Origin of the sequence: Cupriavidus sp. SK-3 (genome assembly GCF_000611145.1) — a bacterium.
Taxonomy (GTDB): Bacteria; Pseudomonadota; Gammaproteobacteria; order Burkholderiales; family Burkholderiaceae; genus Cupriavidus.
Window position 1 is genome coordinate 23,930 of sequence record NZ_JFJV02000251.1, and the last position, 12,396, is coordinate 36,325.

Consider the following 12,396-nt stretch of genomic DNA (forward strand, 5'->3'; position numbering starts at 1 on the left):
GATGGTCTTCTCACCCATCAGAAGCATCCTCAAGCGGCGCCTGGTCATCGTCTTCCTGGCCCTTGGCCTGCTGGCGGCCGGCGTGCTGAGCTTCCTGCGGCTGCCGCTGCAGGCGTATCCCGGCGTGGCGCCGGTTACGGTGCAGGCCATTACGCAGTGGCCCGGCCGCAGCACGGTCGAGGTCGAGCAGCAAATCACGATCCCCGTGGAGAACGCGCTGGCCAGCGTGCCCGACGTGCAGTCCTTCCGCTCGGTCTCGCTGTTCGGGCTGTCGGTGGTGACCGTCAAGTTCAAGGAGGGCGTGGACAACTTCAAGGCGCGCCAGAACTTCGTCACCTACCTGTCGCAGGCCAACCTGCCGCCTGGCGTGCAACCCAACCTGTCGCCGGACGGCGACGCCACCGGCGAGATCCTGCGCTACCGGATCGAGGCCAACGGTGTTGACGTGACCACGCTGAAGACCTACCAGGACTACAGCGTCTACAAGGAGATCAAGCACGTTCCCGGCGTGGCCGACATCACCGCCTTCGGCGGCATGGTCAAGCAGTACCAGATCGTGCCAACGCCCCAGAAGCTGCAGGCCTACGGGCTCTCGCTCAAGCAGGTGGTGGATGCGGTGTCCAACGCCAACGCCAATACCGGCGGCGGCCTGATGAAGTCCGGCGAGCAGCAGTTCGTGGTGCGCGGCGTGGGCCTGCTGCAAACCCTCGACGATATCCGCAACGTCACCGTCTCCGTGTCCAATGGCGTGCCGGTGCGTGTGCGCGATATCGCCGAGGTCCGGGTGGGCAACACGCCACGCCTGGGGATGGTGCAGTTCGACCAGCATGACGATATCGTCGAAGGCATCGTGCTGATGAAGCGCGACGAGAACGCCACCGAGGTACTGGCGCGGGTGCGCGACAAGATCGCCGAGATCAACCAGAACGTGCTGCCGAAGGACGTCCAGGTCAAGACCTTCTACGACCGGCAGAACCTGCTCGACATCACCATGGGGACCGTCGAGCACGCGCTGTTCGTCGGCATCTCGCTGGTGCTGATCGTGCTGTTCATCTTCCTCGGCAGCTTCCGCGCCGCCGCGGTGGTGGCGGCGGTGATCCCGCTGGCCTTGTGCGTGTCCTTCATCAATATGGACCACTTCAAGGTACCGGCCAACCTGATCTCGCTAGGGGCAATCGACTTCGGGCTGATCGTGGATGCCGCGGTGATCGTGATGGAAAACATCATGCGCCACCTGGAGGAAGGCGAGACCAATGTCGAGGACGGCATCATCAGGGCCACCAGCGAAGTCCAGCGCGCCATGATCTTCTCCACCGGCATCATCATCGTGGCCTACTCGCCCTTGTTCTTCATGGGCGGGGTGGAGGGCATCATCTTCAAGCCGATGGCCTTCACCATGGGCTTCGCGCTGCTGGCGTCGATCGTGCTCGCGTTGACCTTCGTGCCGGCGGTGACATCCTTCGTGTTCCGCGGCTCGCTGCGGCCGCACTCGCCGAAATTTATCGCGGTAATCCTGCGCGGCTACAAACCCCTGCTGCGCAAGCTGCTGAAGAAGCCCGGCCTGGTGTTCCTGGCCGCCTTTATCGGCCTGGCCGGCACGCTGTACAGCTCGCGCTATCTCGGCACCGAGTTCCTGCCCACGCTGGAGGAAAACAACCTGTGGCTGCGCATCACGCTGCCCAACACCGTTGATCTCGACTACTCGGCATCCATCGCGCGCGACCTGCGCGCCTTCTTCCGCGAGCAGCCGGAGGTGAAAACCGTGTCGGTACAGATCGGGCGCCCCGACGACGGCACCGATTCCACCGGTGTGTTCAACCAGGAATATGCACTCTACTTCAAGCCGCCGGGCGACTGGCCCAAAGGCGCCACCAAGCAGCAGGTGGTGGAACGGCTGAGCCAGCACCTGAATCGCATCCCGGGCATCGAGTACAACTTCTCGCAGTACATCCAGGACAACGTGAACGAGGCGCTGTCCGGGGTCAAGGGCGAGAACTCGGTGAAGATCTACGGTTCCGACCTGGTGATGCTGCAGGACAAGGCCAAGGAAGTCGAATCGATCCTGAGGAAAGTGCCGGGGCTGGCCGACGTCGGCATCTTCAAGGAACTGGGCCAGCCCACGCTGAACATCACGGTCGACCGCGAGAAGAGTGCGCGCTTCGGCATGAACGTCAGCGACATCCAGTCCGCCGTGCAGTTCGCGATCGGCGGCGATGCGGTGACCAACATCCTGGAAGGCGAGAAGACCTTCGGGCTGTCGGTGCGGCTCAACGACCAGGCACGCAACAACCCGGACGTGATCGGGCGCCTGCTGGTGGATACGCCTGACGGACAACGCATTCCGCTGTCGATGGTGGCCAAGGTGGAAGCCACGGATGGTCCGTTCTTCGTCTACCGTGAAACCGGCAAGCGCTATATCGCCATCAAGTTCGGCGTGCGCGGGCGCGACCTGGGCAGCGCGGTGGCCGAGGCACAGGACAAGGTCGGCAAGGCGGTGACGCTGCCGGCGGGCTACAGCATCTTCTGGGACGGCCAGTTCAACCAGATGAAGATCGCGCAGAAGAAGCTGGCGGTAATCGTGCCGCTGACCATCCTGGTGATCTTCCTCCTGCTGTACAGCACCTTCGGCAACTTCAAGGACGCGCTGATGGTGGTGCTGAACGTGCCGTTCGCGGCCATCGGCGGCCTGCTGTCGCTGCATATCGCCGGAGAGACGCTATCGATCTCGGCGGGTATCGGCTTCCTGTCGCTGTTCGGCATCGCCATCCAGGACGGGGTGATCCTGATCTCCTACGTCAACCGGCTGGCGCAGTCCGAGGATTTGCATGAAGCCGTGGTCGAGGGCGCCGCGCTGCGCCTGCGGCCGGTGGTGATGACGGCCATGCTGGCGGGTCTGGGCCTGCTGCCCGCGGCGCTGTCGCACGGCATCGGCTCGGAAGCGCAACGCCCGCTGGCCCTGGTGATCGTGGGCGGCATGGTGACCACCACCCTGCTCACTCTGCTGGTATTGCCGGTGGTGTTCTCGTGGGTGAACCGCCATCGCGCGCACAAGGGTGGCCCCGATTCGGCCTCGCTGACGCCGGCCGAAGGCGTTTGAACCTGAACCAACCAGTGGCCGGTACGCACGGGCGGGCCGGCCACGCAACGGGAGTCAATCATGAGCATGCGAAAGAAGACATCGGCGACGCTGCTGGCCGTCCTGCTTTGCACCGGTGTCGGGGTAGCCGGCGCCGCGCCGCAAAAAACGTCGGCAGGCAGCAAGCAGTCGTCGGCACAGTCCGCCAAGCAGGCTAACCGGAACTCGGTGCTGCCATCCAACGTGCGGAAATAGCCGGCTTCCCCGCTTCAGGCGCCGACCGGCACTCCGGGAATCAGCCCCGGGTTACCGTCCCCCCGTCCCCGCCACCTCGAACACTTCACGCAACCATTGCACAAAAACCCGCACGCGCGACGAGAGCTGGCGGTTTTGCGAATACAGCACCGAGACCGGCATCGGCGGCGGCGGCACGTCCGCCAGCACGACCTGCAGGCGGCCGTCCTTCAGTTCGGCTGCCACGCGATAGCGCGGCACCTGGACCAGCCCGAGCCCGGCCACCGAGGCGCCGGTGTAGAGGTCGGCGCCGGTGACCGAGACCGTGGCCGCCAGCTGGATCGCCGTCACGCGGCCGTCCACGGTGAACTCCATCGGCACTGCCTTGCCTGTCCCGCCGGAGATGTAGTTGACCGCGCGATGCACCGACAACGCGTCCAGGCCCTTCGGCTCGCCATGCTTCGCCAGGTAGGCCGGGCTGGCCACGGTGACCTGCTCCAATAGGGCGACACGCCGGCCCACCATCGACGAATCCTGCAGGTTTCCTGCACGCAGCACGCAATCGACCCCTTCGCGCACCAGGTCGACCAGGCGGTCGTCCTCGCCGATGTGGACTTCCAGGTCGGGATATTGCGCCAGGAAATCCGGCAGCGCGGGCACGACGAAATGGCGCGCGAGCGTCCCTTGCAGGTTCACGCGCAGGAGGCCTTTGGGCGCGGCATTCCTGAACGAGCCTTCCGCTTCTTCCAGGTCGGCTATCAGTCGCACGCAGCGGCGGTAATGCGCCTCGCCATCGTGGGTCAGCCGTACCGTGCGCGTGGTGCGCTCCAAGAGCCGCGCACCGAGCCGCTGCTCCATGCGCTTGATCAGGTTGGTGATGGTGGCGCGCGGGATCCGCAGGTCCTCGGAGGCCTGGGTAAAGCTCTGGCGCTCGGCGATGCGCACGAAGGCCTGCATTTCCTGGAATCGGTCCATTGCGCTTCTCCGGGTGATCGCGTGGCCGACAGGCAACCCGGCTCGCCCCATTGTTAAACCAAATGGAGTAATGATATCAATTTACGGCTAATTATCTATCCATCCGAATGACCCATGATTCGTTTCACCAACCCACCACCCGAAACGAAACGATCATGGGCAACGCCAACAGCACCGACAGCACCAACAGCACCACCAATGTCGCCATCGTGACCGGCGCTTCCCGCGGCATTGGCGCAGCCATTGCCCAGCGTCTCGCCCGGGACGGTTTCGCGGTCGCGGTCAACTATGCGGCCGGCGCGGCGCAGGCCGAGGCCCTCGTGGCCGAGTTGAAGGCGGCAGGCGCAACCGCCATCGCGGTACGGGCCGATGTGTCCAGGGCCGACGATGTGCGCCGCATGTTCGAGATCACCGAGCAGCAACTGGGCAAGGTCGACGTGCTGGTGAACAACGCCGGCGTGCTCAAGACCGTGCCGCTGGCCGACACCAGCGACGCGCTCTACGACCAGGCCTTCGACATCAATGTGCGCGGCACCTTCAACACCTTGCGCGAAGCCGCCGCGCGGCTCAACGATGGCGGGCGCATCGTCAACTTCTCCAGCACCGCGCTGGCGCTGAACATGCCTGGCTACGCCGTCTACAACGCCACCAAGGCCGCCGTCGAAGCGTTCACGCAAGTGTTCGCCAAGGAATTGCGCGGCCGCGGCATCACGGTGAACGCGGTGGCTCCCGGCCCGATCGCCACCTCGCTGTTCCTCGACGGCAAGACCGAGGAGCAGATCCAGGCGTTCGCCAGGATGCCCCCGCTGCAGCGCCTGGGCCAACCGGAGGACATCGCCTCCGTGGTGGCCTTCCTCGCTAGTCCCGACGCCGGCTGGGTCAACGGCCAGATCCTGCGCGCCAACGGCGGCTTAGCCTGAACCCGATCCGTCGCGCAGCGCCATCGGACATAAGCGGGCGCAAGGAGACACAAGCCGACACAACGCAAGGTTCGCCGCGCTGCTGCCGGCTCTGCTCGCATCCTGCGAAGCCCGCCCGTCCGGCCATGCCAACCCCGGCAAGTAGTTCGGCGCGCGCCAGGCCTCCGGCACCTGCCGCCTGGTCGCGCAAGAACATAGCTATGTGATGCAGATCGCGCGGGCAGATTTCGACGCGATGCTGGCCCAGGGCTTTGCCTCCGGCGAGCATCTGGACGCCGGCTACCGCTACTACGGCGACATATTCGGGAACATGCCGGCAAGCACGGCCGACAGCAGGGAAGCACGGCGTCCGCAGGCCGCGCGCCCTAGCCTGCCAATCCCGCGTTGCGCCACACGCGGCACGCGCAAATGCGCCGGCCGCTGCCTACAATGAAAACAAGAAGAATAATGACGGCGACCACCGGGCAATCCATCATGACCTTCCATCTGGCTTCGAAGCCATTCCCCGCAGCGTCGGCAGGCCAGGCATTGCCCGGCGCGCGCATGCGGGCTGGCCTGCTGGCGTGCGGCCTGTTGCTGGTGCCTGCCGCGCCTGCCCGGGCGCAGGTATCCGCGGCACCTGCCACATCCGCGCCAGCGGCACCCACGGCTCCCGGCGCCGCCTTCTCCGCCGGTACGCCCGGCGGCCCGCTACCGGCCGGCTGGAAGAACCTGCCGGTCGCGCATGGCAAGACGCTGACCCGTTACAGCCTCGTAACAGACAACAGCGCCACGGTGCTGCAGGCCGATGCCGCCGCCTCCGCCTCCGCGCTGATGCACAAGGGCAACGTCGACCTGGGAGAAACGCCGCAGCTGACCTGGCGCTGGAAAATAGAACGGCCGATCGACGATGCCGACAACAGCGTCGCATCGAAAGAGGACGCGCCTGCGCGCCTGGTATTCATGTTCGAAGGAGACAAGAGCAAGCTGCCGCTGGGCGAGCGTGCCGCCATCCAGCTTGCCAAGACGCTGGCGGGCGAGGAACTGCCCTATGCCACGCTGATGTACGTCTGGTCCAATACCGCGCCGGTCGGCTCGGTCATCGACAATCCCCACACCTCGCGGGTCAAGATGATCGTGGTCTCGGGCGGTGCCGACGGCGTCGGCAAGTGGCTGGCGCTGAGCCGCAACGTGGCGCAGGACTACGAGCATGCCTTCCACGAGAAGCCGGGCAAGGTGGCCGCCTATGGATTGCTGACCGATACGGACAACACCGGGGCAAGCGCGCACGCCTGGTATGGGGATATTCGGTTCGGGCCGGCGAAGTAGCCGTGCGGACGCGATCCGGTTCCGGGGCTCCGCAACGGAAATCCGAGGCGTCTTGTCCTTGCTTCCCGATCACTCGAAGGGGTTCAAAAGACGTACCCCTGTACCAGCAAAATCCTCAACGTTGCGGGTCACTACGGTGAGGTCGTGAATGAGCGCTGTGGCCGCGATCAACTTGTCCAGTGCATGCTCCGGATGTGGGGCACGAAGCCGTCCCCATGTCTGGCCGATTTCCTCGTCTACCGATAGTATGTGCTGCGCGAACTCGCACAGCACCGATTCGAGCCAGGTGGCAAGGATCGCTGCTTGCGCGTGGTCTCCGCGATGCCGGATCAATTCGACACCACGCCGCAATTCGCCGACTGTCACCACCGACAGATACAAGTCGGTCTCTTGCCTCACCGCCTGTCGAAAGAAAGCGCGAACGCCCTTGTTGGCACGTTCGCGCTTCCTCACCTCGCTGATGACATTGGTATCAATCAAATACACGTGCACCCCCAACCGGCTCATCAACGCGTTCGAAATCGGCGTCCTCACCAACGTTGGGCATGCCAGCCAAGACCTCAGCAAAAGTCTTGCGCTTCGTCGTACGCAGAGCCTGCGCAAGAATCTCGCGATGCTCAGCCTCCGCACTCCGACCATGTGCAGCAGCCTGCTCCCGCAGCCTTTGTACCAGCGACTCGTCAATCCCGCGAACCAAAAGATTTGCCATGATCACCTCCTCGGATACCAGGCTAAAAAGATAGCATTGATATCATCGAAATGCAATCATTGATAGCACCTCAATGGTACGCGTCAGGTCGGTGCCCGGCGTGGGTGCGCTTTAGCGAGGCACGCACAGTGCGAGCCTGTCCTCCACATCAATCCGCCAGGAACCCACACACCGCCTCGGCAAATTCCCGCGGCTGCTCCCAGTTGGACAAATGGGCCCCGTCCAGCTCCACATAGCGCGCACCGGCGATCCCCTCGGCTACCTCGCGGCCTTGCGCCGGCGTGGTCGCCAGGTCGTGCGTGCCGGCGATCACCAGCACCGGGCTGGCGATGCGCGATAGCAGCGGGCGCAGGTCGGCATCGCGCACGGCGGCACAGTTGGCCGTATAGCCTTCAGGCGACGCATCCAGCAACATCTGCCGCACCGGGGCAATGCGCTCTGCGTTGCCGGCCAGCCAGCCGGCGCTGAACCAGCGCGCCAGCACGGCATCGACGATGGCGGCCATGCCTTGGGCGCGTACCGTCTGGATACGGGTGTCCCAGCCGCTGGCCGGCCCGATCAGGGCGGCGGTGTTGGCCAGCACGAAGCGCCCGAAGCGCTCCGGGTGGCTGGCCGCCAGCCACATGCCGGTCATGCCGCCCATCGACAGCCCGCAAAAGTGGGCGCGTCCGATGCCGGCGTGATCCATGATGGCCAGCACGTCCTGCCCGAGTTCAGCAAACCCGAACGGCTCGGCCGGGGCCGGCAGGCCGGAGCCGCCGTGGCCGCGCGTGTCGTAGCGCAGCACGCGGAAGCGGGACAACAGGCTGTCCATCTGCGGCGCCCACATCTGCAGGTCGGTGCCGAGCGAGTTGGACATGACCAGAACGGGCGCGTCCGGCGCCCCCTCGATCTGGTAGTGCAGCGCGATGCCTTGGTTGAATGCGGTGGTCATGACGATCTCAGTCTGCGCGGATGCCGCGTTCGCGGATCAGCTTGCCCCATTTGTCGGTTTCAGCGGCGAGATGCTTGCCCAGTTGCGCGGGCGTGCTGCCGATCGGCTCGGCGCCGATGCCGGCCAGGCGGGTACGCACCGACGGCTTGGCCAGCGCGTCCACCATCGCCTGGTTCAGCCGCGCGACCACGGCGGGCGGCGTATTGGCCGGCACAAAGGCCGCGAACCACGGCGACAGGTCATAGCCCTTCACGCCGGCTTCAGCCAGGGTCGGCACGTTCGGCAGCGTCGACGAGCGCTTGGCGGTGGTCACGGCGATCGGCGTGAGCTTGCCGGAATCGATATGCGGCTTGGCCGAGGTGATGCTGTCGAACATGTAGTCGACCTGGCCGCCCAGCAGGTCCGTCATGGCCGGGCCGCTGCCCTTGTAAGGCACATGCAGCATCTTGACCCCGGTCAGCGAGGTAAACAACTCGCCGGCAAGGTGGATCGAGGTGCCGTTGCCGGCCGAGGCATAGGTGTACTTGTCCGGCGTGGCGCGCGCGGCTGCGATCAGGCCGGGCACCGTGGCGGGCAGCTTCTTGGCCTTGCTGGTGACCAGTACATTGGGCACCACCGCCAGCAGCGACACTGGCGCGAAGTCCTTCACCGGGTCATAGTTCAGCCGGCCGTACAGGGCGGGGTTCACCGCCATGCCGTTGGCCACGATGATCAGCGTGTAGCCATCCGCGGGCGAACGCGCCACCAGCTCGGCGCCGATATTGCCGCCTGCGCCGGGGCGGTTTTCCACAACGATGGCCTGGCCCATCGACTTCGACATTTCCTCGCCCAGCGTGCGGGCGATATTGTCCATGGCACCACCGGCGGGGAATGGCACGACCCAGCGGATCGGGTGATCGGGATAGGCGTCGGCGTGTGCGGACGGCAACACGGCCAGGGTGGCCAGCGCGCAGGCGCAGGCGGCCCAGGCGCGCAGGAAAGGCAAGCGCATCAGAGTCTCCTCCAGTTGGATTCGGAGTTGGAGTTCGAGTTGGAGTTGGATCGCGGCCGTCGCGGGCCGCGGCGGTATTTCCTGGTTAATTGATTTACTTGATCGACGACGGGTGCCGCGCCAGCGGCGTGACATGGATCTCCATGTACGGGAACAGCGGCAGGCCGGACAGCATTGTGTGCAGCTCGTCGTTGGACTCGGCATCGAAGATGCTGTAGTTGGCGTACTCGCCCACCACACGCCAGATATGCGGCCATTTGCCCTGGCGCTGCAGGTCCTGCGAGTACGCCTTCTCGCGCGCCTTGATCTCGTCCGCCTGCGTGGCAGGCATGTCGGCCGGAATCCTTACGTCCATTCTCACCAGAAACAGCATGCTTTTATTCCTTGGGTCTGTGTTTGCTTATGGGTGGCTCATGGGTGGCGGCAGATGCGCCTCAGGCGGCACGGCGGTAATGCGCCAGCTTGTCCTCGTCCAGCGTCAGGCCCAGCCCCGGCCCCACCGGCAGGTGCAAGGCAAAGTCACGGTACTCGGGACGCGCCGTCACCACATCATCCTTGAGCAGCAGCGGGCCGAACAGTTCGGTGCCCCAGGCCAGCCGCGGCAGCGTTGAAAAACCGTGGGCGGCGGCGATGGTGCCCACGCTGCCCTCCAGCATGGTGCCGCCATACAGCGCGATGCCGGCGGCGTCGCCCACCGCCGCGGTGCGCAGCATCTCGAAGATGCCGCCCGACTTGGAGATCTTCAGCGCGAACACGTCCGCGCCGGCGATGCGCGCCAGTTCCATCGCGTCCTCGGGGCCGCACACGGACTCGTCGGCCATCACCGGCACCACGAAGCGCGCCGCCAGCCGCGCCAGCGCGCCGCGCTGCTCGCGCGGCACAGGCTGCTCGACCAGGTCGATGCCGGCGGCTTCCAGCATGGCGATGCCGGTGGCGGCGTCGGCCTCGTTCCAGGCCTGGTTGACATCCACCGTAACGCGGGCACGGTCGCCCAGCGCGCGCTTGATGGCCGACACATGGGCCACGTCGTCGCGCACGGAGCGGCGGCCGATCTTGAGCTTGAAGGTGTTGTGGCGGCGGGCCTCGAGCAGCGACTCGGCCTCTTCGATGTCGCGGCCGGTATCGCCGCTGGCCAGGGTCCACAGGCAGGCCAGGTTCGGCCGCACCGCGCCGCCCAGCAGTTCGGACAGCGGCAGCCCCAGGCGCTTGCCCTGCGCGTCGAGCAGCGCGGACTCCAGCGCCGACTTGGCAAAGCGGTTGCCGCGCGCCACCGCGGCCAGGCGTTGCATGGCCGCGTGGATATTGGACGCATCGAGGCCGGCCAGCGCGGGCGCCAGGTAGGTATCGATCGTCAGCTTGATGCCCTCGGGACTTTCGTCGCCGTAGCTCAGGCCGCCGATGGTGGTGGCTTCGCCAATGCCCTCGACGCCGTCGCTGCAACGCAGCCGCACGATCACCAGGGTCTGGCGCTGCATGGTGGTCATGGCGAGCTGGTGCGCCCGGATGGTGGGCAGGTCGACCAGGATGGCTTCGACGGAGGTGACGGTTGCTTTCATGCTGTATGTCTGCCAAGTATGGAATACGCTGGGATGAAGTATGTGGCTTGACATCCAGGGTGTCCAAGACCGAGTATGTCCCGATCAATACCTTTAAAGTATGGAGGGGCAGGCGCCATGGAGCTTCGTCACCTGCGCTATTTCCAGGCTGTCGCGGCCGAACTCAACTTCACCCGTGCCGCTGAACGCCTGCATATCGCCCAGCCGCCGCTGTCGCGCCAGATCCGCCAGCTGGAGGACGAAATCGGCACGGAGCTGCTGGACCGCACCGCGCGCGCGGTGCGGCTGACCGAGGCCGGACGCTTCCTGCTGGAGCAGTCGCTGCAGCTGAACCAGCGTATCGACGAGATCGTGGAAGGCACGCGGCGCATTGGCCGCAACGAGAAGCGCTGGTTCGGCATCGGGTTCGTGCCGTCGGTGCTGTATGGTTTCCTGCCAGAGCTGATCCGCCAGGTGCGCGGCTCCGACACCGCGCTTGAGGTCGGCCTGTCCGAGCTGACCACGGTGCAGCAGATGGAAGCGCTCAAGGCCGGCCGCATCGATATCGGCTTTGGCCGCATCGTGCTGGACGACCCGGCCATTACCCGCACGGTGGTGATGGCCGAGCCGCTGATGGCCGCCGTGCCCAGCGGCCACGCCGCGCTGAAGGGTCCGCCCATGACGCCGGCGCAACTGGCGGCGCACCCCTTCGTGCTCTATCCGGCACGGCCCCGGCCCAGTTACGCCGACCATGTGCTGGCACTGTTCCGCACCCAGGGCCTGCAACCGCGCGTGGTCCAGGAGGCCAACGAACTGCAGACCGCCATCGGCCTCGTGGCCGCCGGGCTCGGGATCTGCCTGGTGCCGGCATCGGTCCAGCGCCTGCATCGCGACGACGTGGCCTACGTGCCGATCGATGCCCCCGGCTTTACTTCTCCGGTGATGATGAGCTATCGCAGCGACGACCGCTCCGCACTGCTGGCCGAAGTCGTGAAGCGGGTGGGCGAGTTGGCGCGCACGCCGCCACAGGACTGATTTCCACCCCGGCGGCGCGACAAATAACGTCCGGCACCCCACAAACGGGTGATGCGGGCGGCGCGATCGGTTTGTACAGTGCACGCACAAAAAAGAGACGGGGATATCGTGCCACCGATGCACTCAGGGTCAATATCGAGCCATGCCGCCGGGCCACGGCCGGGCGGGCTGTTCATGGCTCTTCTTCAAGCCTGCGGCGACACGCTGCGCAAAGCCTGGGGCGGCACGCAGGGTGAGGTAGCGCTCACCGCGCGCGAGCCGGCCACCGCGCCGCACAGCGCTCGCGGCCAGCCACGAACCGGTGCCTTGTGCCTCCGGCTCAGCTACGCGGATACGCCGCTGACGCCCGGCGCCACCCGCGTCACCGCCACCGCCGCTGTGCTGCAATGCGACGGCACCGACATCACCGCCAGCGTCGCGCCGTCCGCATGGACCTGGCGCCAGGCTTCCGGCCTGTCGATGCGTGCCGGCTACGGCGCCGTGTCGGTCGATACCGAGGGCCAGGTACGGTCGGTGGGCGTGTGTCCGCAAGGCCGCAGCTTGTCGCTCTCCGGCACCAGCCGCTCAGCCTGCCAAGATATGGCCTCGGGGGTGGAAGTCAGCGTGCTGCTCGGCAATGGCGAGCGCCTGGTCCAGCATTTCCAGCCGGGGTTGGCCGGGCTTGAGTAAGGATTTAAGG

13 protein-coding genes are annotated in these 12,396 nt (G+C 65.9%); 6 read left to right on the top strand and 7 right to left on the bottom strand.

The window, feature by feature from the left end; translation table 11 throughout:
* Window position 1: 1 nt before the first annotated feature.
* Both CF70_RS26360 and CF70_RS36770 read left to right on the top strand, forming a co-directional pair.
* Window positions 2–3,097: an efflux RND transporter permease subunit gene (locus CF70_RS26360; RefSeq protein WP_035871840.1), complete on the top strand. Its 3,096-nt coding sequence runs from the start codon at window positions 2–4 to the stop codon at window positions 3,095–3,097.
* A gap of 60 nt (window positions 3,098–3,157) precedes the next feature.
* On the top strand, window positions 3,158–3,331 hold the full coding sequence (locus tag CF70_RS36770; RefSeq protein WP_160172301.1) for a hypothetical protein: 174 nt from the start codon (window positions 3,158–3,160) through the stop codon (window positions 3,329–3,331).
* A 51-nt stretch (window positions 3,332–3,382) separates the two neighbouring features.
* On the opposite strand, the gene CF70_RS26365 is transcribed toward CF70_RS36770, so the two are convergent.
* A complete protein-coding gene (locus CF70_RS26365) occupies window positions 3,383–4,285 on the bottom strand; it encodes a LysR family transcriptional regulator (protein WP_035871843.1) in 903 nt (300 codons plus the stop codon).
* A 155-nt stretch (window positions 4,286–4,440) separates the two neighbouring features.
* On the opposite strand from CF70_RS26365, the gene CF70_RS26370 reads away from it, so the two are divergent.
* A complete protein-coding gene (locus CF70_RS26370) occupies window positions 4,441–5,205 on the top strand; it encodes an SDR family oxidoreductase (RefSeq protein WP_035871847.1) in 765 nt (254 codons plus the stop codon).
* 447 nt (window positions 5,206–5,652) lie between these two features.
* Window positions 5,653–6,513 carry a DUF3047 domain-containing protein gene (locus CF70_RS26380; RefSeq protein WP_035871850.1) on the top strand — a complete coding sequence of 287 codons (861 nt, stop codon included), beginning with the start codon at window positions 5,653–5,655 and terminating at the stop codon, window positions 6,511–6,513.
* Between the two features lie 69 nt (window positions 6,514–6,582).
* Here CF70_RS26380 and CF70_RS26385 read toward each other — a convergent pair whose 3' ends face one another.
* The 6 genes from CF70_RS26385 to CF70_RS26405 form a co-directional block, all read right to left on the bottom strand.
* A complete protein-coding gene (locus tag CF70_RS26385; protein ID WP_035871928.1) occupies window positions 6,583–6,999 on the bottom strand; it encodes a type II toxin-antitoxin system VapC family toxin in 417 nt (138 codons plus the stop codon).
* Window positions 6,986–7,222, bottom strand: a complete 237-nt coding sequence (locus CF70_RS35330; RefSeq protein ID WP_081862371.1) for a FitA-like ribbon-helix-helix domain-containing protein — start codon at window positions 7,220–7,222, stop codon at window positions 6,986–6,988. The genes CF70_RS26385 and CF70_RS35330 overlap by 14 nt, the downstream gene beginning before the upstream one ends.
* 148 nt (window positions 7,223–7,370) lie before the next feature.
* Window positions 7,371–8,156, bottom strand: coding sequence for a 3-oxoadipate enol-lactonase (gene pcaD / locus CF70_RS26390; RefSeq protein ID WP_035871853.1), 786 nt, complete (start codon window positions 8,154–8,156; stop codon window positions 7,371–7,373).
* Window positions 8,157–8,163: 7 nt separating this feature from the next.
* Window positions 8,164–9,147 (bottom strand): tripartite tricarboxylate transporter substrate binding protein, encoded by a 984-nt coding sequence (locus CF70_RS26395; protein WP_035871856.1) that lies wholly within the window; start codon window positions 9,145–9,147, stop codon window positions 8,164–8,166.
* A gap of 94 nt (window positions 9,148–9,241) precedes the next feature.
* On the bottom strand, window positions 9,242–9,520 hold the full coding sequence (gene catC, locus CF70_RS26400) for a muconolactone Delta-isomerase (RefSeq protein ID WP_035871859.1): 279 nt from the start codon (window positions 9,518–9,520) through the stop codon (window positions 9,242–9,244).
* 61 nt (window positions 9,521–9,581) lie between these two features.
* Window positions 9,582–10,703, bottom strand: a complete 1,122-nt coding sequence (locus tag CF70_RS26405; protein ID WP_035871862.1) for a muconate/chloromuconate family cycloisomerase — start codon at window positions 10,701–10,703, stop codon at window positions 9,582–9,584.
* A 117-nt stretch (window positions 10,704–10,820) separates the two neighbouring features.
* Between CF70_RS26405 and CF70_RS26410 the strand changes: the two genes are divergently transcribed.
* Together CF70_RS26410 and CF70_RS26415 are read left to right on the top strand one after the other, a co-directional pair.
* A complete protein-coding gene (locus tag CF70_RS26410; RefSeq protein WP_035871865.1) occupies window positions 10,821–11,717 on the top strand; it encodes a LysR family transcriptional regulator in 897 nt (298 codons plus the stop codon).
* Between the two features lie 174 nt (window positions 11,718–11,891).
* Window positions 11,892–12,386: a hypothetical protein gene (locus tag CF70_RS26415; protein ID WP_035871869.1), complete on the top strand. Its 495-nt coding sequence runs from the start codon at window positions 11,892–11,894 to the stop codon at window positions 12,384–12,386.
* Window positions 12,387–12,396: the final 10 nt, after the last annotated feature.